Source organism: Streptomyces thioluteus (assembly GCF_039535865.1).
Window position 1 is genome coordinate 17,723 of sequence record NZ_BAAAXZ010000132.1, and the last position, 24,946, is coordinate 42,668.

Annotated in this window: 13 protein-coding genes and 2 pseudogenes; 12 read left to right on the forward strand and 3 right to left on the reverse strand. The window is 70.7% G+C overall.

Going from position 1 to position 24,946, the window contains the following annotated elements:
• Positions 1-223: 223 nt before the first annotated feature.
• From ABD794_RS17470 to ABD794_RS17485, 4 genes and pseudogenes are all read left to right on the forward strand, one after another.
• Positions 224-1,024 carry an ABC transporter permease gene (locus tag ABD794_RS17470; protein ID WP_344964454.1) on the forward strand — a complete coding sequence of 267 codons (801 nt, stop codon included), beginning with the start codon at positions 224-226 and terminating at the stop codon, positions 1,022-1,024.
• Positions 1,025-1,064: 40 nt separating this feature from the next.
• A pseudogene (locus ABD794_RS17475) lies at positions 1,065-1,830 on the forward strand (ABC transporter permease).
• 3 nt (positions 1,831-1,833) lie between these two features.
• A complete protein-coding gene (locus ABD794_RS17480; protein WP_344964456.1) occupies positions 1,834-2,832 on the forward strand; it encodes an ABC transporter ATP-binding protein in 999 nt (332 codons plus the stop codon).
• On the forward strand, positions 2,822-3,448 hold the full coding sequence (locus tag ABD794_RS17485; RefSeq protein ID WP_344964485.1) for a DUF1707 SHOCT-like domain-containing protein: 627 nt from the start codon (positions 2,822-2,824) through the stop codon (positions 3,446-3,448). Before ABD794_RS17480 ends, ABD794_RS17485 begins: the two co-directional genes overlap by 11 nt.
• Positions 3,449-3,905: 457 nt before the next feature.
• Here the strand turns inward: ABD794_RS17485 and ABD794_RS17490 are convergent, their stop codons facing one another.
• Positions 3,906-5,249: an SGNH/GDSL hydrolase family protein gene (locus tag ABD794_RS17490; RefSeq protein WP_344964458.1), complete on the reverse strand. Its 1,344-nt coding sequence runs from the start codon at positions 5,247-5,249 to the stop codon at positions 3,906-3,908.
• A 65-nt stretch (positions 5,250-5,314) separates the two neighbouring features.
• Between ABD794_RS17490 and ABD794_RS17495 the strand changes: the two genes are divergently transcribed.
• The 7 genes from ABD794_RS17495 to ABD794_RS17530 all read left to right on the forward strand — a co-directional run bounded on the left by ABD794_RS17495 (position 5,315) and on the right by ABD794_RS17530 (position 18,169).
• The gene (locus ABD794_RS17495) at positions 5,315-6,748 is read left to right on the forward strand and encodes a DUF445 domain-containing protein (RefSeq protein WP_344964487.1); all 1,434 of its coding nucleotides are present in this window, start codon (positions 5,315-5,317) and stop codon (positions 6,746-6,748) included.
• 176 nt (positions 6,749-6,924) lie between these two features.
• Positions 6,925-7,122 (forward strand): DUF3311 domain-containing protein, encoded by a 198-nt coding sequence (locus ABD794_RS17500; RefSeq protein WP_344964460.1) that lies wholly within the window; start codon positions 6,925-6,927, stop codon positions 7,120-7,122.
• Positions 7,119-8,633, forward strand: a complete 1,515-nt coding sequence (locus tag ABD794_RS17505; protein ID WP_344964462.1) for a sodium:solute symporter family protein — start codon at positions 7,119-7,121, stop codon at positions 8,631-8,633. The genes ABD794_RS17500 and ABD794_RS17505 overlap by 4 nt, the downstream gene beginning before the upstream one ends.
• 48 nt (positions 8,634-8,681) lie before the next feature.
• Positions 8,682-8,999 carry a DUF6412 domain-containing protein gene (locus ABD794_RS17510; protein WP_344964464.1) on the forward strand — a complete coding sequence of 106 codons (318 nt, stop codon included), beginning with the start codon at positions 8,682-8,684 and terminating at the stop codon, positions 8,997-8,999.
• A gap of 90 nt (positions 9,000-9,089) precedes the next feature.
• Positions 9,090-9,332: a hypothetical protein gene (locus tag ABD794_RS17515; protein ID WP_344964466.1), complete on the forward strand. Its 243-nt coding sequence runs from the start codon at positions 9,090-9,092 to the stop codon at positions 9,330-9,332.
• 5,625 nt (positions 9,333-14,957) lie between these two features.
• A complete protein-coding gene (locus ABD794_RS17520; protein ID WP_344964468.1) occupies positions 14,958-15,221 on the forward strand; it encodes a hypothetical protein in 264 nt (87 codons plus the stop codon).
• A 2,816-nt stretch (positions 15,222-18,037) separates the two neighbouring features.
• Positions 18,038-18,169 carry a hypothetical protein gene (locus ABD794_RS17530; RefSeq protein WP_344964470.1) on the forward strand — a complete coding sequence of 44 codons (132 nt, stop codon included), beginning with the start codon at positions 18,038-18,040 and terminating at the stop codon, positions 18,167-18,169.
• Between the two features lie 3,838 nt (positions 18,170-22,007).
• Here ABD794_RS17530 and ABD794_RS17535 read toward each other — a convergent pair.
• Positions 22,008-22,133 (reverse strand): hypothetical protein, encoded by a 126-nt coding sequence (locus ABD794_RS17535; protein ID WP_344964472.1) that lies wholly within the window; start codon positions 22,131-22,133, stop codon positions 22,008-22,010.
• A 1,048-nt stretch (positions 22,134-23,181) separates the two neighbouring features.
• Positions 23,182-23,482, reverse strand: a pseudogene (locus ABD794_RS17540) (co-chaperone GroES); the annotation flags it as partial.
• A 1,144-nt stretch (positions 23,483-24,626) separates the two neighbouring features.
• Here ABD794_RS17540 and ABD794_RS17545 point away from each other — a divergent pair.
• A complete protein-coding gene (locus ABD794_RS17545; protein WP_344964473.1) occupies positions 24,627-24,935 on the forward strand; it encodes a hypothetical protein in 309 nt (102 codons plus the stop codon).
• The last annotated feature ends 11 nt before the right edge of the window (positions 24,936-24,946 follow it).

Here is a 24,946-nt window from a genome sequence, read left to right on the forward strand (position 1 = left end):
CTGCCGTGCGCGCCCCGGAAGCACTGTCGCATCACGTGTCCCGGCCGGAGGGGTCCAGCGCACCCCGTGCGGTGCGGTGGGGCCGTTCGGATGAGGCCGACCACACCGGGGGGTGACAAATGCGTGGCTCCGGGCTGGGACGTACGGCTACGCTCCTGCGTTTCGGGTGACGGCCCGGCCGGGCGGCGGACTAACAAGGTTCAACGAGCCGAGGGGGGACGGGATGCGGCTGTACGCCGCGGTCGCGGTGAGCGGCTTCCGCCGGTACGCGACGTACCGGATCGCGACCGCCGCCGGTGTCTTCACCAACACGGTCTTCGGCTTCGTCCTCGCCTATACGTTCATCGCGTTGTGGCACGAACGCCCGCACCTGGGCGGCTACGACCGGGCACAGGCCCTGACGTTCGTCTGGGTGAGCCAGGCGATGCTGGCGACGGTCTCGCTGCTCGGGGGCGGATTCCAGGAGGAGTTGCAGGAGCGCGTCCGCAACGGGGACATCGCGATCGACCTCTACCGCCCCGCGGACCTGCAACTGTGGTGGCTGGCGGCGGACCTGGGCCGGGCGGGCTTCCAGCTGCTGGGCCGGGGCGTGGCGCCGTTGCTCGCGGGTGCGCTCTGCTTCGAACTCGCCCTGCCGGCCGACCCCTTGCGGTGGCTGCTGTTCCTCTGCGCGGTGCTGCTGGCGGTCGTCGTCGGCTTCGCGGTGCACTACCTGGTGGGGCTGTGCGCGTTCTGGCTGCTCGACGGGGCGGGCGTGGCCATGGTCGGCCAGCTGCTGTGCCTGTTCTTCTCCGGCTCGCTGCTGCCGTTGAACGTCTTCCCCGGACTCTTCGGCACGGTGGCCCGGGCGTTGCCGTGGTCGGCGATGCTCCAGGTGCCGGTGGACGTGCTGCTCGGCCGGCACGCCGGGACGGGCGCGGCGGGCGCGCTGGCCTTCCAGGCGGGGTGGGCGGCGGTGCTGCTGGCCCTGGGGCGGCTGATGCAGGCGCGCGCCACGCGGAAGGTGGTGGTCCAGGGTGGGTGAGCGGTGGCACGCCCTGCGCTCGTACGGTCTGATCGCCGGGATGTGGGTGCGCTCGACGATGGCGTACCGGCTGTCCTTCGCCCTGACGGCGCTGGGCAACTTCGCCGTGAGCGCCCTGGACTTCGTCGCCATCCTGCTGATGTTCTCGCACATCGACGCGCTGGGCGGCTTCACCCTTCCCGAGGTCGCGCTGCTGTACGGGACGACCTGCACCTCCTTCGGGCTGGCGGATCTGGTGCTGGGCAACGCGGACCGGGTCGGGCGGCGGGTGCGCGACGGCACGTTCGACCAGTTCCTCGTCCGTCCGGTGCCGGTGCTCGTCCAGGTGGCGGCGGACCGGTTCGCGCTGCGCCGGATCGGGCGGATCGGGCAGGGGGCGGTGGTGCTGGGGTGGGGCGTGGCGCGGGTGGACGTGGTGTGGACGCCGGGACGGGTGTTTGTTCGCGGTGGTGATGGTGGTGACGGGGGCGGCGATCTTCGCGGCGGTCTTCCTGGCCGGCGCGGCCTTCCAGTTCTGGGCGTCCGACGCGTCCGAGGTGTCGAACTCCTTCACCTTCGGCGGGTGCACGCTGTTGCAGTACCCGCCGACGGTGTTCGCGAAGGAGCTGGTGCGCGGGGCGACCTTCGTCGTGCCCCTCGCCTTCGTCAACTGGCTGCCCGCGCTGTGGCTGCTGGGCCGCGACGATCCGCTGCACCTGCCCGGGTGGGTGGCGTTCTGCGGACCGGCCGTCGCCCTGCTGCTGCTCGGGCTCTCGGGGCTGGCATGGCGGGCGGGGCTCAGGAGCTATCGGAGCACGGGGAGTTGAGAGATGGATGATCTGATCGAACTCACCGATGTGGAGAAGGTGTTCGAGGTACGGCGACGGACGGGACGGCTGCGCCGGGAGCGGCGCGAGGTGCGGGCGGTGGACGGCATCAGCTTCCGGGTGCCGCGCGGCGAGATGGTCGGGTACATCGGCCCCAACGGTGCGGGCAAGTCCACGACGATCAAGATGCTCACGGGCATCCTGGTCCCCAGCCGGGGCCGGCTGCGCGTCGCCGGCATCGACCCGTCCCGCGACCGCACGCGCCTCGCCCGGCGCATCGGCGTCGTCTTCGGCCAGCGCACGACCCTGTGGTGGGACCTCCCGCTGCGGGACTCGTACGGGCTGGTGCGCCGCATGTACCGGATCCCCGAGGCCCGTTACCGCGCCAACCTCGAACGCTGCGTCGAACTCCTCGACCTGGCCGATCTGTTGGACGTCCCCGTCCGCCAGCTCTCGCTGGGGCAGCGGATGCGCGGCGACATCGCGGCGGCGCTGCTGCACGACCCCGAGGTGCTCTACCTCGACGAGCCGACGATCGGCCTGGACGTGGTGAGCAAGGCGAAGGTCCGCGGCTTCCTGCGCGACGTCAACGCCGAGCGGGGCACGACCGTGCTCCTCACCACGCACGACCTGACGGACATCGAGCAACTGTGCCGACGGGTGATGGTCATCGACCACGGACGGCTCGTCCACGACGGCACGTTGGACGGACTGCACACGGTCGGGGAGAGCGAGCGGATGCTGGTGGTGGACCTGGAGCGGGAGTCACCGCCGATGGAGGACGTTCCAGGGGCGCGGGTGGTACGCGTGGAGGGGCCGCGCCAGTGGCTGGCCTTTCCGGCCGCGCGGTCCGCGGCGCCGGTCGTGGCGGCCGTCGCCGAACGGTATCCGCTGGTGGACCTCTCGGTGCGGGAGCCGGACATCGAGCAGGTCATCGCCCGGCTGTACGAGGGCCGGGGCCTTGCCCCGACGACGCCCTACTCTGATGACCATGTCGAGTGAACTTCCGGATATGCGGGTGTCGGACGCGGAGCGCGAACGCGTCGCCGAGGTGCTGCGCACGGCGGTCGCCGAGGGCCGCCTGGACATGGAGGAGTTCGGGGAGCGGCTGGACGCGGCGTACAAGGCGCGGACGCGCGGCGAACTGGAGCCGCTGGTCCGGGACCTGCCGGCGGTGCCGGCCCCCGCCTCCGCCCCTGCCCCGGCCGTCGAGGCCCGTGTCGGCGGCCGCCCGACGTCCTCCCTCGGAGTGGCCGTCATGGGCGGCTTCCGGCGCCACGGCCGGTGGACGGTGCCGCGCCGCTTCACGGGCTTCGCGTTCTGGGGCGGCGGGCAGATCGATCTGCGCGAGGCGTCCTTCGAGGACGGCGAGGTGACGATCCGCTGCGTCGCCATCATGGGCGGCATCCAGGTCGTCGTGCCGCCGGACCTGGACGTGCGGGTGGACGGCGTCGGGATCATGGGGGGCTTCGACTCGAAGGGCTCGAAGGGGGAGGGCGAGGGCGAGGGGAGCGCGCCGGGTTCACCGGTGGTGCGGGTCCGGGTCCGGGTGACCGGGCTGGCGTTCTGGGGCGGGGTGGAGGTGGTCCGCCGCGAGCGCGGCGAACGCGAGGGTTAGCCGGTCCCCCACCCCGCCCTTTCACCGTTTCCCGCAGGGGCTGCCGCCCCTGCGCCACCCCGCTTGCGCGCTGCCGCGCGGGGTCCGCGCTCCGCGCGGTGGGCCGCGGGTCCGCGCTCCGCGCGGGGTGGGCGGGGCTTCGCCCCTGCGCCCCACCGGGGGCTTCGCCCCCTGGACCCCCTGACCGGGGCTGCGCCCCTGGCCCCCTGAAGCGCCCTGCGGGCTCCCCCAGAGGGGGTACCCCCAGTCCTCAAGCGCCGGACGGGCTGATGGTGCGCGCCCGGGCTGCATTGTGCGCCGGGCTGGATTTCAGGTCCGGGCGCGCCATTTCAGCCCGTCCGGCACTTGAGGACAACCGCGCGGAGCGCGGTTGCGGGGTCCGGGGCGGAGCCCCGGAAACAGGGGTGCGGGGGCGCAGCCCCGGGAGAAACGGTGAAAGGGCGGGGCGGGGGCGAACTCACAGGCCCGACGCCGCGCGTCCGCGCCCCAGCACCCCCACATCCACCGCCCCCGCCATCCGCCGGTACCCCGCGTCGTTCGGATGCAGCCGGTCCCCGCTGTCGTACGCCGGCAGCAACCGCTGCGGATCCGCCGGATCGCGCAGCACCCGGTCGAAGTCCACGACCGCGTCGAAGACCCGCCCGGCCCGGATCTCCGCGTTCACCGCCAGCCGCACCGTTTCCTGCCGGGGCACGGCCCCGAGGTGTCCGCCGAACGGCGTCAGCGTGGAGCCGACGGCGATCAGGCCGCGCTCGTGGGCGCGGGCCACCAGCTGCTGCAGCCCGGCGACGATCCGCCGCGGGTCGAGCTGCTGCGGCCGCCGCAGGATGTCGTTGACGCCGAGTTCGATCACGACGGCCCGTACGCCCGTACGGTCCAGCACGTCGCGGTCGAAGCGGTCCAGCGCGCTGGGGTTGTTGGCCGGGGACCGGCCACGGTTGCTCAGCAGGATGCGGTTGCCGCTGATGCCCTCGTTGAGGACCCCGAAGCGCGGGGCGCCGCGTTCCGTGCGCAGGCGGGCCGCGAGGTGGTCGGTCCACCGCTGGTCGGCGCCGACGGTCGAGGTGACGCCGTCCGTGATGGAGTCGCCGATCGCGACGACCGAGCCGGCCGCGCGGGTGCCCCAGACGTCGACGGCGGTGACGTACCGCCAGTACGCGGTCCGGGTGGTGTAGCGCGCCCCGTCGGCGTCCTCCGTCCGGTCGCCCCGGGCGAGCCAGGACAGCTGCCGGGCGTGCGGATGCAGCGTCACCGGGCCGGACGGGACGGCCGAGTACACGGTGACGAGCAGATCGGACGCGGGCGCGACCGGCAGCGGCACGGGATCGCTGACGGTCGCCCGCCCGGCGGGCACGACCGCGGCGGCCCGGCCGCCGAAGGTCAGCCGGCGCATGGAGCCGGGTACCGCGGCGGCCGTGCGCGGCCCGGCCGAGACGGCGATCGAGGCGTGGGCGATGTGCAGCGGCCGGTTGCCGAAGAGGTTGGAGAGCTGCACGCGGGCCCCGGTACCGCCGACGCTGGTGTGGACGACGTTGCGGATGCTCGTACCGGCCAGCCCGTTCCCCCCGGTGCGCGGCTCGGCCGCGGCCGGCGCGGCGGCCCAGGAGCCCGTCCAGGTGCCGGCGGCGGCCGGCGCGGCCTCCTGCGTCCGGACGGCCGCGGGCGGCCCGTCGCCCCCGTCGCCCCCGCCGTGCCCGCCCGCCGCCCCGAGGAGGACCGCGCCGGAGACGAGCGTCACGACGGCGGCCAGCGCGGCGACCACGGCGAGCGCGGTGCTGCGGGACAGCGGGGGCCTGGTCATCGCGGGAGTCTCCTGGGACGGAAGGCGGCGGACGCCGGGGGTCCGCACGGGCGCCCCACGGAACGATCACCGGGTTTCATGATTCCACGGGGTGCCGGGGAAGGCCGGGGCGGCCGGGGGCACCCGGCAAGACGGGGGGAACCTCGGGGGCGTTCCCCGAGTCGTCCGTAGGGGGCCCGCGGAGACAATGGGCTTTCCCGACGAGAGGGAGGCAGCGTGGACGGGTGGTACGGATGACCGGCTTCATCTACAGCGAGGCGGACGCCCTCAAACGCCGTGGCGTGCGCCGGATGAAGGCCTTCGCCACCGGCCTCCTCCTCGCCGTCGCGCTCGTCTACGCCCTCGCCAAATGGGCGCAGTCGGCCGGCGCGGGCGCCTGGGCGGGCTATGTGGCGGCCGCCGCGGAAGCGGGCATGGTCGGCGCGCTCGCCGACTGGTTCGCGGTCACGGCGCTCTTCCGCCGGCCGCTCGGCCTGCCCATCCCGCACACGGCGATCATCCCGACCAAGAAGGACCAGCTCGGCCAGAGCCTCGGTGAGTTCGTGGGGGAGAACTTCCTCTCCGGCGACGTCGTACGGCGCCGGCTGCACACCGTGGGGATCGGCTCCCGCCTCGGCGCCTGGCTGGCCGAGCCCGAACACGCCGACCGGGTGACGGCCGAGCTGGCGACCGCGCTGCGCGGTGCCCTGCGGGTGCTGCGCGACGCGGACGTCCAGGCCGTGGTCGGCGAGGCGATCACCCGCCGCGCGGACGCGCAGGAGGTCGCGCCGGGCCTGGGCCGGATGCTCGAACGGATCGTCACCGACGGCGGCCACCGCAAGGTGGTGGACCTGGTGTGCGTCCGGGCCCGCGACTGGCTGATCACGCACGGGGACTCGGTGATGCAGGCGGTCTCCGGCGGCGCTCCCGGCTGGACGCCGCGCTTCGTCGACCGCAAGGTCGGCGAGCGCGTCTACAAGGAGCTGCTGCGCTTCGTCACGGAGATGCGCGACATGCCCGACCACCCGGCGCGCGGCGCGGTGGACCGCTTCCTCGCGGACTTCGCCCGCGACCTCCAGTCCGACCCCGACACCCGCGCCCGCGTGGAGCGGCTGAAGTCGGAGGTCCTGGGGCGCGGCGAGGTGCAGGACCTCATCGCCTCGGCGTGGGCCTCGGTCCGGGCGATGGTGGTGGCCGCCGCCGAGGACGAACGCAGCGAACTGCGCATCCGCGCCCGGGCCGCGATCCTCTCGCTGGGCGCCCGGATGTCCTCGGACGAGAAGCTGCGGGCGAAGGTGGACGGCTGGCTGGAGGACGCGGCGGTGCATGTCGTGACGACGTACCGGGACGAGATCACGTCCCTGATCACGGAGACGGTGGCGGGCTGGGACGCGGAGCAGACGTCGCGGAAGATCGAGGCCCATATCGGGCGGGATCTGCAGTTCATCCGGATCAACGGCACGGTGGTGGGGGCGTTGGCGGGATTGCTGATCTATACGGCGTCGCGGTTGGTGGTGTGACCGGCCCCGGTCCCTCCCCCAGAGGGGGCACCCCCATTTCGCCGTTTCCCGCAGGGGCTGCGCCCCTGCCAACGCGGCGCAGCCGCGTCGCGGGCCCCGGGGCGCAGCCCCGGAAGAAACGGTGAAGGGCGGGGAGGGGCAAGGAAAAAACCCACCCGCAACCTAGGGTTGCCCCCGTGCTGAAACGTCCCGCCCTCCTCTGGCTCCTGGCCCCCTACGTGCTCTACCTCGGAGCCCTCCCCCTCGCCGACCGCGTCCACCCCACCGTCCTCGGCCTCCCCTTCCTCTTCTTCTGGCTCCTCCTGGCCACCCTCCTCACCCCCGTCGCCGTCCACCTCGCCCGCCGCAGCGACCGTAAGCGGGGCCGCGCATGAGCACCGATTCCGCCGTCGCGACAACGGTCTTCGGCGCCTTCATGCTCCTCACCGTCGCCCTCGGCCTCCTCGCCGTCCGGGGCCGGGGCGCCGGCGGCGGCATCACCGAGTGGTCCGTCGGCGGACGCAGCCTCGGCACGGTGATGATCTGGGTGCTGATGGCCGGCGAGGGCTACACCAGCTTCAGCTACCTGGGCGCGGCCGGCTGGGGCTACAACTTCGGCGCCCCCGTCCTCTACGTCATCGCCTACCTCTCCTGCGGCTACGCGATCGGCTACGTCGTCGGCCCGACCCTGTGGTCGTACGCGCGCGAGCACGGCCTGGTCTCGATCACCGACATGGTCGCCCACCGCTACGGGAAGCCCTGGCTCGGCGCCCTCGTCGCCGTCCTCGCGACCGTCTGCCTCCTGCCCTACATCCAGCTGCAGATCACCGGCATGGGCGTCGTCGTCTCGACCATCTCCTACGGCGCGATCAGCCTCGACTGGGCCTATTTCATCGCCTTCGCCGTCACCACGGCCTTCGTCGTGGTCAGCGGACTGCGCGGCAGCGCCTGGGTCTCGGTCCTCAAGGACGTGCTCGTCATCGGCACGCTCGCGTTCCTCGCGATCTACATCCCCGCGCACTACTTCGACGGCTACGGGCCCTTCCTCGACCGGCTGGTGGCCGAGAAGCCGCAGTGGCTGACGCTCAGCGGCCACGGCGGCAGCGGCCTGGGCGGCACCTGGTTCGCGACCACGAGCTTCCTCAACTCGCTCACCGTCGTCATCTTCCCGACGACCGTGGCCGGTTACCTCGGCGCGCGCAGCGCCGACGCCCTGCGGCGCAACGCGGTGCTGCTGCCGGTCTACAACGTGCTGCTGTTCGTGCCCATGCTGCTGGGCCTGGCCGCGCTCTTCGTCGTCCCCGGACTGACCGGCGCGGGTTCCAACCTGGCGCTGTTCAAGCTGGTCGTGGACTCGCTCCCGGCCTGGCTGGTCGGCCTCGTCGGCGTGGCGGCGGCGCTGTCGTCCATCGTCCCCATGGCCGTGTTCATGCTGGTCATCGGCACGATGTGGGGCAAGAGCGTGCTCGGGCTCGTCCCCGCGCTCCACGGGCGTCCGCGGCGGCAGCGGTTCGCGGCGCAGACCGTGGTCGTGGCAGCGGGCGCCCTGGCCCTCGCCCTGACGTACGCCGCCCCCAACACGCTCGTCCGTCTCTCCCTCATTTCCTACGAGGGCATGGCCCAGCTCGTCCCCATGATCCTCCTGGGCCTGGTGTGGCGGAAGTTGACGCTATGGGGCGCGCTGAGCGGCCTCGTCGCCGGCGGCGCACTCGTCTGCGCGCTGGTCTTCACCGAGCACGACCCGGTGTGGGGCGTGAACGCGGGCGCGCTGGCCCTGGGCGTGAACCTCGTCGTCGCCCTCGCGGTGTCCCTGCTGGGCCCGAAGCCGGTGGACGACCGGCCGGACGCGGAGGTGCTGGCCAGTGATCCGCACCCGCCCGGTGCGGCTGTCAGTGGCGACGTCTAGTATCGGAACGACTGAACGAACGAACGGGCTTCGACGGGGGAGGACGCGATGAACACCGTGGTACGCACGCACGTCAGCGTGTTCCTCGCCCTGCTCGCCGAACTGCTGCTCGCGCAGAGCGGCTTGGTGAGCGTCCTGATGAGCGCGGTCGCCATCGCCTCGACGACCGCCATCGGAGCGGCCCTGGCGCTGTGCGCCGCGCTCGTCTCCGCCGTCGGCACGGGCGGCCCGCTCACTCCCACGCGCATACGCACCGCCATCAAGGACAGGGAGTCGCGCACCGCCTTCCTGTCCCAGCGCGACCCCGACGCCCGGGGCCGGCGCAGGCCCAGGGCACCCGGCCGTCTCCTCCCGACGGCCGCGTAGGCGCTCGCCCTTTCTTCCCGCCGAGCCACAGCGCGGCTCGTCACGCCGAATGCACTTCTCCGGCACGACGAGACCCCGAAGGGCTCAACCATGTCCTTTTTCCGTTCCCTTGGCGCACTGCTGTCGCACGTCGCCGACGTTCTCGAACCCGTCCTCGGCGCCTCGGCGACGGCCGCCGCGATCGTGGTCCTCACCCTGTGCGTACGGCTCGCCCTGCACCCCCTGGCCCGTTCCGCCGCCCGGGGCGAGCGGGCCAGGACCGCTCTCGCGCCCCAACTGGCCGAGCTGCGGCGCAAGCACGGGAAGAACCCCGAGCGGCTGCAGCAGGCATGACCGAGCTCTACCGAAGGAGATATCGACACGTGATTGAGGTCGATGCGGGTACTCGCAGCAGGAAGCAACGCAGCTACAAACGGATGAGAGTTGAGTTACAGTGGAAAAAGAGAGAGGTGATCACTGTCCCGTGAATTGTCCCTTCCGGTGAGCTCGTCTGGCCTCTGCAAGCCGCGGCAGAGGGTTATGCATTCACAAGCTTCGCTTGCGACCACGAATCGGCCCAGTTTGTGGGGAGCGCGGACGGTCCTGCCCGCTCGCCCCGGGCGGCGTGGAACCAGGCAGGGGTTTGCAGCGACCTGAAATAGACACAGTGAGAGACAAACGCCACGTGCGGTGAGGACGCGCGTGGAGATCTGCGGCGTTGATCAAGGCGCCGTGAAGGGAGACGTCGGAGTTCAGAAGTAACATGTCGGCACGTTCACGCATTACACACAGGGAACGAAAAGGACATGAGCTGACAAGCCCTTCAGGGATCTCGGTCGTGCCGAGGAAGTGCAATTCGGCGTGACGACCGCGCGAGTAGCTCACGGCGGGCAAAAAAGTTCGGGCACCTACGCGCCGTCTGAGGACGAGGACGGCCATGGTGCCCATGCTGCGCCGTCCTCTGGGTCAGTGGGGTCGCATGCATGGGACAGAGATGACGCAGTGCGGTCGCAGTCAACCTGGTGTCCTTAGATGGCGAGATGCGTATGGCGCTGGAGTGATCGGCCGCCCGTGCCGACGCGGAGACAGCGCGGGCGCACAGCGCCCAGGGCCGCTCCGATGCGGGTCGTCGAGCGATGGCGACCGCCGCTCATCAGGGACCTCTCACCAAGCCGCCTCTGCGCGAGCAGCAGTTCGGCGAGCAGAGGGCGTGGAGGAACAACGGGCGTGTTTGAGCGGGTGGGCGTGGCGTTATACCAACGAAAAGTGTGTGTCATCGCGTGCCTCCCCTCGATCGGGAAGCGGTTCGGTTGACGCTGGTACAATAGGTCTTCACTAATACTAAAAACGTCGCCACATGAGACGAGGCAAGCGACGCGGGAGGTGTGCGATATCACTGGCCCAAGCACCTCCGCGTCCGACGGTCGTCACTCGCTTCGGGCACCGAGCAAGACGACCGCGAGGGCACGGGCGCGGCGTTCAGCGGGCCACCTGGCCCAGGCGACTTGGCCCGCGTTCAACGCCCCCGGAGGAAAGGACGGCGGTCGGATGGGCTCGGTGAGTAAGTACCAAGCTGTCGCAGTAACCAGTGTGCGGGGGAAGAGAGAAAGCTGCCGTCCGATGTACGATACCGTCTCAGAATGAAAAGAGGGAGGAGAGGGCAGCGCACCTATTCGTCACGGGTATAGGAAACCAGCCTACAGAGAGCTAGCGAGGAATCGCAATAGGACATAATAGATGCGGAGGTACAATGCGTGGGCACGATGCCCTCGTAGGAAATAGAGGGGGACCGGACTACGGCCGTATGGTTTTGGAGATGCGATGGAAAGTCGTAAGACAACAGAGTCAGAAGGGTTCAGAGAATTCGCGTGACAGCTCAGCTAGCCAATGCCACGTCTGCGCCCCGCGCGCAGGGAGTGGGCAAGAACGAGACGAGCTTAGCCGCCGCGGACGCACCGTGGGCGCGGGGAACAGCCGAGCACGCTCTTGCCCCCATCGTGCCGATGACCAGCAGAACACGGCCATGGACGATGTACGACAGCGTCGCCGCCGCCACGCCGACGACCGACCAGCCAGGCCGGGAGCGGAGTCCCAACGACCAGCTTGAACAGCGCCAGGGTTGAAACCCCGCCGGTCAGTCCGGGTACGAGAGACGAAAGAGCGCGGCCAGCCCGCAGCATGGCACAACAGCAAGCAACGTTTGTATTACCGGCAGCAGCACAACCGCTTGCGTCCGTGCAGGTCGTCGGGCGCTGCGCGCGCCGAGGTATACCGCCACGTCGTCGGTGAAAGATGACGACGTGAGCGATTGAGAATTCTCGTGGTCGCGAACCAGGTGCCCGCCCAGGCCGCTGCCAGCCTTGGCCGCATGAGCGTCAGCCACTTGCGGCTTCTCGGCCACCGCGCGGTCCGAGGAGGGCCCTCGCCGTCGAATGTAGTGCGCGGTGGATGTGAGATCGCGAGGAAACGACTGAGCGTGCCGATGACGAAGCACGTCCTGTGAGGACTGCGATGACCCAGGCGCTGCGCTCGGCGCGAGATCCGCTGACTCACGACGAATGGCCGTGTGACGGCGAAGGTGTCGATGAATAGGCCCGTCGAGGCTGATTATCGCGAGCCGTAGGATATTGTTACGAGACGACGACGCCCATGCCGGTGGATCTGCAGCGTGGGATGGAGGAGCAGGCAGGTCAGACGGTCCGCGAGGCCGTCGACAGTGCGTCACGAGCCAGGGCTTCCCGTAGCGGTGGGCGACCAAGTCGGTGCATCGAGACCATTGCCGTGCTTCGCGCGCGTACGACCACAGGGTCGGTCCGACGACGTAGCCGATCCGTGCCGCAGGAGAGGTTAGGCGAGGACGATAAGACGGGGGGCGCCGAAGTTGTAGCCCCAGCCGGCCGCGCCCAGGTATCCTGAAGCTGGTGAATGCCTCGCCGGCCATCAGCAACCCATATCATACCGTGCCCGGGCTGCGTCGGCCGACGGACCCCTCGGTGATTGCCGCCGCGCGTGCTGCGCCCCGGCCACCGGGACGGCTGAGGAAGGCCGAAGGGGCGTACATGGTGGAACGAGTCATGGAAAGTAGCGCCGAAGACCGTTGTCGGCGACGGCGGAATCGTTGCTCATGCGCGGCCGCCGCTTACGGTCGCTCGCGGGTCGGAGGTGAGACGGCGAACGGGTTGAGGGAAGGGTGGCCTGGAAGGAGCGCAGAAGACGAGGAAGGGGAGGCCCGAGGACGGTTGGTGGACGCGTCGACGAGGTGGGAGGGCTCCGAGTAGAGCACAGTAGGGTGGGCCATGACACAGAGGATGGCGTGACGTTCAGCATCGTGCGGGCAACCCGATGTTTGCGGGTGGGTTTTTTCTTCCTTGGCACCCCCCCGCCCTTCACCGTGTTCTTCCGGGCTGGTCGCCCCAGGACCCGCGACGCGCTGCGCACGCGTTGGCACGGCGGCAGACCCTGCGGGAAACGCGAAATGTGGGTTAGCCCCCTCTGGGGAGGAGCGGGACCAGTGGTGCACAGGACACCAACACCTCGACGGAGCCGTTAGATCAGCAATCCCGCCGCGCCCTCCACCACCGTTGCCGTGTATCCTGATGAACTGTCAGGTCCCGCCCGATATGATGGTGCCTCATGATCTTCCGCGCGTCTGCTCCGCGTCCCACCCGCCACCGTCCTCCGTGATGCAGGAAGTGATCTCGTCCGTACTCGGCAACGGACATGCACCACGCTGGGCGTCCTCCAGCCAGCCCGTCCCACTTCGCCTCGCAGCTTCTCGTCCGGAGGACTCCGTGGGCGCCCGAGCGAGAGGATCGCGGCCACGGGCGCGGATGCGCAGACCATTCGCTGCGTTTTCGTCCTCTCTTGATGCGGCCACCACCATCGCCCGGACCGAGGCCCACGCCGAGGCGTGATGAGGTCCTGCACCTCGGGTCTCGCCGCGCCCCAGGACCTCCGACTTCAGCCGCTCCACGCTGTGGCGGTGTCGTGGTCTGCCGTGGAGGTCCGCGGGCGAAGTCCGCGAGGAATCGGTCCCCGCGCCGTCGCGCCGGGTGTCGGGCATGTCGCGCATACTCCGTGACGAAGGCGCAGCAGCTCCTTGTAGACGCCTTCGCCGACCTTTCGGTCGACGAAGCGCGGCGTCCAGCCGGATCTCCGCCCGATACCGCTGCATCACCGGTCCCCGTGCGTGACAGCCCGTCGCGTTGCGCCGACGCAGGACGGACCAAAGGGTCCACCACGGCGGTGCGGTTGTGCCCCGTCGGTGACGATCCGTTCGAGCATCGGACTCGCCACGGAAGCCCCGTGCTACCGTGGGCACTTCGCGGTATACCGGGGGCGATGCGGCGGTGATCGTCGGGGGTCGGGACCTGCGGCCACTGCCTGGACGGCCCGCGTTATCGGCGCAGCACACCGCGGTGGCGACCGGCGGCGCTGCGGTCGCAGCTTCGTGCCGTCAACCCGTCTGGCGTTTCGGGCCCTATCGCCAGCCACGCCGAGGCGGAACAGCCAGAATCCCCACATGTGTGCAGCCGTCTGGGCCTTGAGTGACGACTTCGTCCGGAGAGGAAGTTCTCCCAGCTAGCCTCAGCACATCGATCTCTGGCCGAGCTGTCGCGGGTTGCTATGGTTGCCGGATGATCGCCGTTGGCGAGGGATGTAGCAGGTGGAGGAGTACGCCGAGATGCGGGGGGGCCGGCGGTGATAGAGCGCCGTGTGGTGGGAACCGGGGCGAACCAGAGGGTCGTGGGCAAGTGAGGAACGGCGTGCCGGACCATGGCCCGCTTGTCCGCGGCGCCGCCGACATGAGCCCGCCCCAGGCTCCCAGCGCCGGGCCGACTTGGGTCGCGATTGGCTATTGCGTAGACGAGCTGCGACGGGGCGAGGAGGAGGCCGGTGGCGAAGAGCCTTCATTCCGGCGCACCAGCGGGGCGGATTTTATGGCGGTCCGCCTCGCTGTAGGATGAAGCCGTCAGTCCGTTACAGGGCGCCTGTCCACGCTGCCTCCCTGCCGTGCGTCGGGAAAGCCGTTGTCCTCCGCGGGCCCCCTACGGACTGACTGCGGGGAAACGCCCCCGAGTTGCCCCCGTCTTGCCGGTGCCCCCGGCCGCCCCGGGCCTTCCCCGCGCCCCGTGGAATCCATGAGGATGTCGTTGTTCAGGGGTTCGACGTGGGGTGGCGGCCGTATGCGACCCCCGGCCGTCCGCCTGCCTCCGTCCCAGAGACTCCCGCGATGACCAGCCCCCGCTGTCCCGCAGCCCCGCGCTCGCCGTGGGTCCGATGACCGTGCGCCCTGGGACCTGCCGTCGTGACGGCCTCGTTGGGGGGCGAGGGAGGGAGAGGGGGGGGGGGTGCACATCTCCGCGCGGGTCCTCCTCGGGCGCGGGCGTGCACGGCGGGGGCGACGGTTGGCGGACGGCCGCCGCGTCCGTCCGGACTGGTCAGGATGCCGCGCCGGCCGCCGCCGTCACCTGGACGGGCTCCTGGGCCGCCGCGCCGGCCGCGGCGAGCCTGCGCACCGGAACGGGCTGGCGGGTACGGGCATCCGCAACTTCGTCCACACCAGCGTCGGCTGTAGGCCGTGCCCTGCGTGCAGCTCTTCGAACCTCTTCGAACCGGCCGCTGCACATCGCCCACGCCTGCGATCGGGCCTCTCGGCGGGCCGGCGCACGGTGGGCCGCTCGGCGGGGGGGGTGTGTGGGGTAATGCCCCCCGGCTGCCATGCGCCGGCTGACCTTCGGCGGCCTGTGGGCCTCCGCGTCGTGCCGCCTGGCGGGCGACGTCAGCGATCCCGTGCCGCCTGCCGTCGCGCGCCTGCGTCGATCTGCTGGTCACCTGTGTACTTCGGGACCGTCCCGTCCGGCCCGGTGACGCTGCATCCGCACGCCCGGCAGGCTGTCCTGGCTCGCGCCGTGCGACCGTCGACGGAGGACTCCGACGGGGCGCGGCTGCACACCGCCGCCGGACCCGCGTACTGGCGTGTACGTCACCGCCGTCGACGTCTGGGGCACCCGCGCGGGGCTCGGCTGCGGTCGTCGCGATCTGGTGACTTCCATCCACGGACGGCGTTCACCTCGACCGTCGGCCCGACCAGCGGTGGACCGACCAGCCTCGCGGGCCGCCGTGCCTGCTCACGGAACGCGGCGCCTCGGCTTCGGGTCCCTCAACGAGGGCATCAGCGTCAAGCCGCATCCTGCTGGCAACCGTGGCCCGGTCCCCGGCCAACAACCCCAGTCGCGCTGACCGTTCGACGCGACGTGCTGGACCGTACGGGCGTACGGGGCCGTCGTGATCGGAACTCGGCGTCAACGACTCCTGCGGGCGGCCGCAGCAGCTCGACCCGCGGCGGATCGTCGCCGGGCTGCTAGCAAAGCTGGTGGGCCCGCGCCCTACGAGCGCGGCCTGATCGCCGTTGGCTTCCACGCTGACGCCGTTCGGCGGACACCTCGGGGGCCGTGCCCCGGCAGGAAACGGTGCGGCTGCGGTGAACGCGGAGATCCGGTCCGGCGGGTCCTTTCGACGCGGTCCGTGGACTTCGACCGGGGTGCTGCGCGATCCGGCGGATCCGCAGCGGTTGCTGCCGGCGTACGACAGCGGGGACCGGTCTGCATCCGAACGACGCGGGGTACCGGCGGATGGGCGGGGGCGGTGGTATGTTGGGGTGCTGGGGCGCGGACGCGCGGCGTCGGGCCTGTGAGTTCGCCCCGCCCCGCCCTTTCAATCCGTTTCCTCCCCGGGGCTGCGCCCCCTGCACCCCTGTTTCCGGTGTCTGTCCTCCCCGGCCCGCGCAGGACGCGCTACGGGCGGTTTCCTCAAGTGCCGGAAATGGCTGAAATGGCGCGCCCGGTCCTGAAATCCAGCCCGTACGCACAATGCAGCCCGGGCGCGCACCATCAGCCCGTCCGGCGCTTGAGGCTGGGGGTACCCCCTCTGGGGACCCGCAGGCGCTTCAGGGGGCCTGGGCGCAGCCCCGGTCGGGGGTCCAGGGGGCGAAGGCCCCCGTGGGGCGCAGGGGGCGAAGGCCCCGCCCACCGCGCGGAGCGCGGGACCGGCCCACCGCGCGGCGTGACCCCGCGCGGGCAGCGCGCAATGCGGGGGGGGGGGGTGTGGCTGCAGTGGCGCAGCCCCTGCTGAAACGGTGAAAGGGCGGGGTGGACCGCTAACCCTCGCTTTCGCCGCGCTCGAGGCGGACGGACCTCCGACCCCGCCCCTAGAACGGCCAGCCCGGTAACCGGACCCGACACGCACCACCGGTTAACCCCGGGCGCGCTCACCCTCGAGCCCTCGCCCTCGCCCCTTCGAGCCTTCGAGTCGAAGCCCCTCCATGTTCCCGACGCCGTCCACCCGCACTCCAGGTCCGCGCACGACGACCTGGATTCCGCCCATGATGTGCGACGTGGCAGCGGATCGTCACCTTCGCCGTCCTCGAAGGACTCCTCGCGCAATCGTCTGCCCGCCGCCCATAACGCGAAGCCGTGAAGCGGCGCGCACCGTCAACCTGTCGTGGCGCCTGAAGCCGACCATGACGGCCACTCCGAGGAGGACGTCGGCGTGCCCGCCGCATCGGTCCTCGACGGCCGGGGCAGGGGCTGAGGCGGGGGCCGGCACCGCCGCAGGTCCGGACTCGGCGCTGCAGTTCGCCGGGCGTCCGCGCCTTGTAGAGACCGTGGTCCAGGCGCTCCCCGAACTCCTCCATTGTCCAGCGGCCTCGGCGACCGGCCGTGCGCAGCACTTCGGCTACGCGTTGTCGGCTCCGCGTCCGACACGCCGCATGATCGGAGTTCACGTCGGACTGGTCATCAGGTAGGGCGGTCTCGGGGCAAGGCCCCGGCCCTTCGTATCAGTCGTGCGATGGCCTGCTCGATGTCCGGCTCCGGCGCACCGAGAGGTTACCCAGCGGATACCGTTCGCGACGGCCCTCACGTTCGCCCGCGATGACGGCGCGGCCGGAAAGGGCCAGCCCTGGCTGTCGGCCCCTCCACGCGTACCACGCCGCGCCCCTGTAATTCCTCCCGGGCGGTGACTTCTCTCTCCAGGTCCACCACCAGCATCCGCTCGCTATCAGCCCGACCGGTGGCATGTTGGTCCAACGGTGTCCGTCGTGGACGAGCCTCCGTGGTCGATGACCATCACGCCGTCGGCACAGTTGCTCGATGTCCGTAAGGTCGTGCTTGGGTGAGGAGGCACGGTCGTGCCGCTGCTCGCGTTGACGTCTCGCAGGAAGCTAGCGGCCGTTCGCCTTGTCACGGCGGCCCGAGCCGTCGTTCGGCTGGTCGAGGTTATGCAACCTCGTTGTTTCGTGCAGCAGGCGGGCCGCGATGTCGCCGCGCACCGCTTGTGCCGGCGAGAGCTGGCGTACGGGGACGTCCGAGAACAGATCGGCCAGTCAGGAGTTCGACGCAGCGTTCGAGGTTGGCGCGGGTACGGGCCTTCGGGTGTTGATCCGGTACATTGCTGCCACCAGCCCGTACGATTCCCGTAGCGGAGGTCCACACATGGTTCGTGCGCTGTGCCGAAGACGACGGCCAGATGCGCCGGGCGATGGCGTCGCTGCGCGTCGCGGGACGGGTCGATGCCGGCGACGTGCAGCCTGCCCCGGCTGTGGGGCCATATGCCCTTGAGCATCTTGATCTTCGTGGACTTGCCCGCCCGTTGTGGCTTATGTACCCGACCATCTCGCGTCGCGGGCACCCGGAGCTGATGCCGTCCCACCTTCCCGCACGTCGCGGCCGCTCCCGGTGTGGCATCCGCGTCCCGTCGGCCGTACCTTGAACACCTTCTCCACATCGGTGAGTTGACATATCATCCATCTCTCAACTATCCTTGCTCCGATAGCTCCTGAGCCCCGCCCGCTCATGCACCACCGAGCCCGAGCAGCATGCAGGGCTTAAGGCCGGTTCCGCAGAACGCCACCCACTCCTGGGCAGGTGCAGCGGATCGTCGCGCCCAGCAAGCCACAGCGCTGGGCAGCCAGTTGTCGAAGGCGAGGGGCACGACGAAGGTCGCGGTCCCCGCACCAGCTCCTTCGCGAACTACCGTCTGCGTGTGTACTTGGCAACATGCGTGTCACCGCCGAGGTGAAGGAGTTCGACAGCTCGGACCGCGTGGACGCCCATGTACTGGAAGGCCGCGCCGGCCAGGAAGACCGCCGCGAGATCGCCGCCCCGTCACGACCATCACCACTCGAGTAGACGACCCGTCCCGGCGTCACACCTCGTCACCCGTGCGGCCACTGCCCGCCCCCGCATGACCATCGCTCCCCTGTCCGTCCGCCCGATCCGGCGCAGCGCGAACCGGTCGCGCCGCCACGGCGAGCACCTGGCACAAACGGACGAGGAACTGGTCGAAACGTGCCGTCTGTCGCACGCCCGCCTGCCGACCCGGTCCGCGTTTGCCCATTCACTCAGATCCGCCAGTCCCGAAGGAGGTGCAGGTCGTCCCGTACAGCAGCGCGACCTCGGGAAGGGTGAAGCCGCACTAGCGCGTCGATGTGCGAGACATCAGCAGTATGGACCGAATTTCAGGGCGCTCACGGGCGAAGTTGCCGATCGCCGTCAGGGCAAGTGAAGCGGTACGCCGATCGTCGAGTGCACGCCACATCCCTGCGATGCAGACGTGACGAGCGCAGGGTGCGTGCCACCGCTCACCCACCTCTGGGACCACCACTTCCTGCGTGGCGCGGCCGCCTGGATCATCCGCCCCAGGTCCAGCTGCACCGCCGCCCACCCCGCCTGGAAAGGCCAGCGCGCCCGCCGCGCCCTTCCGGCGTGCCGGCCGAGCAGCACGTCCACCGGCACCTGGAGCAATCGCCGACCACGGCAACGCCCCGGGCCACCGTGCCGAGTAGTCGCGGGAAGACGTTCAAACGGCAGCAGCGAGCCGGAGACGAATCAGGCACTAGCAGGCTGTGCCGCACCATGGCCACGGCCCGCCCGCGTCGAGCTAGCACGAACGCGCCACTAGCCCCACCTGGGTAGTGCACCGCGAAGCCGTACGACGGCCGCCATCAGCACCGCGCAGAGGAACAGGCAGCACCGCAAGGGGTCGGCCGCCAGGCGAGTTCGAAGCAGAGCGCACCCTCGCGCAGCACGGCGCCACAGACCCCGGCCAGCTAGCTGGAAGCCCGCCAGCTCAGGTCCGCCGCAGTCCACCACAGTTTTTGAGCGAGGTCCGCGGGGCGGTAGCGGCGTCCGATCGCGAATGTTCCCGTTGCGGACGCGCTCCTGCAGACTGCGCGGTCCTAGGAATCCGCCCGCCGAGTCGAGCGAGACCGTCGCCTAGCAGCGCTGTCTCACCAGACGAACGTCAGGGCCTGTGCTCCGGTCGTAGCCAGCCTCAGTGCGGGCGTTCGTGCCACAACGCGATGAACTATAGGCGAGGACGAAGCGAAGACGTGTTGGTGAGAGCACCGGCGGCGGTCGCGATTGCCGGTACGTCGCGTACGCGGCGGAAGCCTGCTCACCGCGACCGCGGCGTACCAGCCAGCATCGCCGTCTCTCCCCCTCGGCTCGTTGACCATTGTTAGTCGCGCGCCGCGCCGGGCCGTCACCTCGAGACGCAGGAGCGTAGCCGTACGTCCAGCCGGAGCCACGCATATTTGTCACGTGTGGTCGGCCTCATCCGAACGGCCCCACTCGCACCGCACGGGGTGCGACTGGACCTCGCGTCCGGGACACGTGATGCGCCAGTGCTTCCCGGGCGCGCACGGCAGCACTGCTTTGCAGCACTGCCCCGGGTACACGGCCCGCCTGACACGACACGACACCGACTGCGCCGCGGCCAACCCCGGCTAACGGCCGAGGAGTTCCAGGAAGATGTAGCGACGAGCATTCACGACAACGGCCTCCCCGTGACGCTGGGCTGCCGGCCCGCCACCGTGCGTGGGCGGTGCCGAAGGCTAGGGTGCGAGCGCGGGAGCTGCACAGACGCTAGCGTGCTCCGGTGGCGCCGACTGCTGCACGTGGCGCCTGGTGCTCGGGCGTTCGTGCCTGATTCGTCCTCCTCGTCGCGGGCGCACTCGATCGCGGGGTACACCCTGGTCGACATCCGGCGGCCAACAAGGCCGCGACCGCGGAGAGCAACGTCTCCGCTACGCCGACGGAGCCAGCTGGCCGCGGCCGGCGAGGTCAACGGGAGAGCGTCCCGCTCAGCACGTCATCCCCAACGACGTCCAGACACGACCGTGCTCGCCGCCGAGACCGGACTTCTACTCGGAGATCCGCCGTCCAGTACTCCCGAGGCGATGGTACACGCGCGCGTGGGACACCGACACCGTCACCGGCAAGGGCAAGCAGTCGGGTTCACGGATCACCCAGCATACGTCAAGAAAGCTACTCCTCGGCCAGGACAGACCATCAGCCGCAAGTGAAGAGTTCTTCATCGCATCAAGCTGGACCGCGAGTCCAGCGAGAGGACGGCATCCTCGAGGCTATCTCAACATCCAGCTACTTCGGACGCAACGCCTACTGGATCCAGCGCGCGTCCGCAGGCGTACTAAACGGCAAGGACTCCGACAAGATCGACACCGCGCGGGGCGCCTACCTGGCGACCGCTGCTGCACGCGCACGAGCGCGTACGACGTCGGTGCCCACCCTGAGCAACAGCCGCGGGCGCATGGCCGTAGAACTATCGTCCCCTCGCGACTGGCATGGTCTGATAGAGGGCTGGCATCATCCCCGCCGAGCGTCGGCCTCCTGCAGTTCCCCAGCGGCAATGTCGCCGGCCGAGGCTGGGGATGTCGGGCCTCAGCGCGGCTACCTCGTCGTCGAGGCTGGTCCGGACGTACCTCACCAGCACAAGATCCGTCGATGAGTCAGACGCTGCCGCCGGCGCTACACGTGGATCACCACCACCATCGACCGCAAGAAGCAGGACGGCTTCGTCCAGGCCGTGAAGTCGAGCGGATGGACGCGCTCAGACGACTCCCGAAGGTCGACGACTCCTACGTCGGGCCGGCTGAAAGGCGTGTCCTATCCGTCGAACCCCGACGGAAGGTCGTCGCGCCCATCTACTGTCGGCATCGACTACACCAAGCACGGTGTCCGTCAACAACAGCCACCGCTCGCGACTACCAAAGTCGTAGCTCGACGTTCAAGCCGTCTGGTTCCCGTCTTCACCTCGGCGGTGCAGCACGGCGCGACGACGCAGTCGGGGCCGACGTAGTCACGCACTGTACGACGAGCTACGCCGGCGTACCGACAAGCGGCAGTCGTCGGGCCCGACGGGCCCGTCGGCGATAAAAAAGCAACCCCTGCAACGAGGACGACCGCAGCTACGGGCCCATCACCGCACCAGTGCGACGGACTGTCGGATCAGCGACGCCTGTGTCGCGCAGATGGCCGCAGGACGTCGGCCCCGGGAAGGTCAAGGCCACGGCCATCCGCCCTCGCGTCCCGCGAGAAGTACTCCCCGACCTGACCGCCTCCGCCCTCGTATCGCGCATCGGGCCGCTCACCGCAGCGTCCTGGACATGCCCAGGTCCTACGCCACGCTCGCCAACCACGGCCGGCCGGCCGATACACGCTGGTCGATGAAGGCCAGCAAGGCGAGCGTAGAGCCTGCACCTGCGAACGTCGGCGACAAGAATGCAGGCCGTGTGCCGCGGACGATCGGCGGACACCACCACGTCCATCCCTGCAGAGCGTCGGTCGACAGCCCCGGCGCAACCGGCCGCCGCCCGCAACTCCTGGGCGGGGAAACGCGGGACGCGTCGGCCGTGCAAGACGGGTCACGGCGGAGGAGGACAAGGCGGCCTGGTAATCGCCGGCTACACCCCGGGGCGACCTGGCGACCGTGGTGGCGTCAGTGTGGGCAGAGGACTCCGACAGCGGCAGCAGAAGTCGCTCTATCGGGTCGACGGGCTGCGCAGCATCACGGTGTGTGCGGCTACCGCCGCGGATCTGGCCGAGTACACGCCGGCGCGCTGGAGGTCACGCCGCGCGGGACTTCGACCTGGAGCTGGCGCAGGGGGCCGGGAGCCCGCCGCCGGAGTCGCCCTACGACTGAGTCGCGCCGCCGCCGCTCTCCTCCTCAGTCCGCCGTCCTCCTCCGCGCCGCCGCGCCGTCCGCCGACACGTCGTTCGCACTGCCCCCGCCGCGCCCGCCGACGCGGCGGCCCCGCCGACCGTGCCCGCCGACGGGCGCGCGGACCGTCACTCCGATCATCACGCTCGGGGGCCGAATCGCGTCGGGAGGACGTGAGTGGGGAGCGATCATGATCTGCTCGGGTACGCACTACTGAGGCGTGGGCCGGGTGTGGGGTCTGCCCCGCCCGCCCTTTCAAAAGAACCATTGTTCTCCCGGCTGCGCGCCCCTCGACCCACAACGCGGCGGCTGCCGCGATACCGGGGCTGGCGCCCCTGGCGACCGGCCGGGCGCTCCGCCCGCGGACCCAGCGAACCGCGACCTCCGCGCGTTGTCTCAGCGCGGACGGGCTGATTGCCCGCCGTCGGGCTGATTTCAGGCCGGCGCGCCATTTCAGCCCGTCCGCGGCGTTTGAGGACAGCGCCCGCAGGCGCTGCGGGCCGAGGGGGTGAGCCCGGGCAGGGGTCCATGCGCAGCCCCCGGTGGGGCGCAGAGGGCGGCAGCCCCGCCCACCTCGCGCGAGCGCGGTCCCGCGGTCCTCACCGCGCGGAGCGCGGGCCACGGCGCGCACTCGCGCCGCCAGCGGGCCGCAGGGGCGCATGACCCCAGCGGAAATCGGGGAAAGGGCGGGGCGGGAGAGAGAACCCCCTAGTGACACCGACGTCGCCTTCATGGCCCGACCCCGCCACCAACAGCAACACCACAAAAAGATCTCGCGCCGCCGATGCCGCCGCTCGCCCAGCACGCACATGCCAGCACACCCAGCCGGCTCGGCGCCCGATGCCGAGCGTCCACACGCCGTACGCCGTACCGTCGCAGCGAAGCAGCGCCGCTGCGACAGCATGGATCATGCTGGCCGACGATGCCCGCGACCGTGAACACGCTCGCACACAGCCGCGTGAAACCCGTCGGTGTACTTCATCCCGATCGTACCAGCCTGACTCGAGCAGACTGCGGCGACGATCAACAGAGCGCCATGCCATGACGGACGCGCACCTCCGAAGTGATTCGCTTCAGGGTGTGTCGTCGTCTTGTCGTGACCCGGTACGGTGCGCGGTCTCGTCGGGATGATCCAGCTACAGGTCCTGCAAGGTCCTGTCAGATCTACAGGTACAGACGCCGTCGTAGTCTCCGAGCCCTCCATCCGCTCCGCGGCCACCGCGTGCAGGTCGCGCTCAGGGGGGGGGGGGGGGGGTGGGTCGCGAAGCGCGGCCTCCACCGCGTGCGCGGTCCTCCGGTTCGTACAGGACCCGGTCCGCCGTGACTCGACCGTGTCCGTACGCTCTGCGCCGACCGCCACGACTCGCCCAGGCAGCCGCGGCCCCACCGCCGGGCCGTCGCCGGAGACGATGGCCGCGGTGGACCGGCGCTCGCCTCTCCGGAAAGTGTCGTACTCACTCAGCACCGCGGTCGTGGAGCATCCGGATGGGCTGGTTGTCCGTGGGGTCGTGTTCGTACCACGCCCGACGTTACCGCCCGGCGGGTCCGCGGCGCCACAGCTGCCGCGACGCGGGGCCGGGCCGCGCCCCGACCGGGCCGCGGAGGGCCTTACGCATTGTGGCCGCTTGGACGAGACGCGTCAGTAAACAGCCCCAGCACGCCCACGGCGCACCATCGCCGCCGGACGATCCGCTCCCAGCCGGGGTGCACGCCCTCGTCCTCATGCACTGCGACCGCACATCGGCACGACCCGGTTTCGCGAACAGCACAGGCCCGACCGCGGTATGGGTCGACCTTCGAGCCACCTTCGCTTCGCGTCGCCGATGGATCGTGCTCGGATGCATCTCTCCCCGGGCCACGGCGGCGCGCCTGGAGCGCTACACCGGGAGGAAGGGGACGGCCGCTGCGTTCGCGCCGGCCCGGACGGGTCACCGTTCCGCTCGCGATGGCGCGGGCGCGCTGGGGACGGCCCGTCCCGGACGGTTCGCGTGTGCGACGGGTGAAACGCGACACCTGTCCACGGATGCAACCCTGGCCACCCGAACGGATGAGTGCTCGAACGCCCCGGGTGACTCCCGGGACGATCTGCCGCCCCGCCGTCTCCTTGCGTAGCGTCGGGGAACTCGCCCTTTACCGCCCCGACCGCCCCCGTCAACCGACCAGGACCGTAACCCACGTGAGATCCCCATCCCCCTCCGGCTCGTCGCGCCCGGACCGGTCCCGGAGCACCGGCGGTACGCTTCGTGACGGGGCGCCGGCGCGTGACGCCTGGTGCGCACCCCGCCTGTTCCCGGGTCCCCGCACGGTCGCTGTCCGCGGCGCAGCGCGCGGTGGGTTTGAGCACTGGACTCACGGTGGCCGCTTGCTGGTGCCATCTCCGTCCTCGTGACGGGCAAAGACACCACGCTCGTCGAGAGCGTCGCCGAACGGTGCGGGCGGGGGCGCCGGCCCCGAGCGCGTCTGGTCCTCACCTTCAGCGCAGGGCGCCGCGCTGCCGCGACCGCATGGCGGCCCGGCTCGTGTGGGAGCCCGCGCCCCGGCAGGGCTAACCACCTTCCACTCGTAGCTGCCACGCCGCTGGTCCGCGCGCGACCGACGGAGCGAGCCCTTCGTACGAGCCGCCGCGTGCTGCTCTCCGGCCCGAGCAGGGACCGTCACCGTGCGCGACCTGCTGTCCGGCCAGCCGAAGCTGGACGCGAGGGGCGCGGGGCGGTGGCGCTGGGCCGTACGAGCTGCGCGCGGCCTGACCACGCGCGGCTTTTCGCCGACAGGGTGGCAGCGCCGTCCCCGCCCGCAGCCGCGAACTGGCCTGGGCCCGGCGAACTGGCCGCCTATCCCGAAGCGCACCCCGGCGCGGCGACTGGGCGGCCGCGGCGCCTTCCATCGACGGTACCTCGACGTCTCGACGCCGTCGCGGCTGCTCGACTACGCTGACAAGGGAGCTG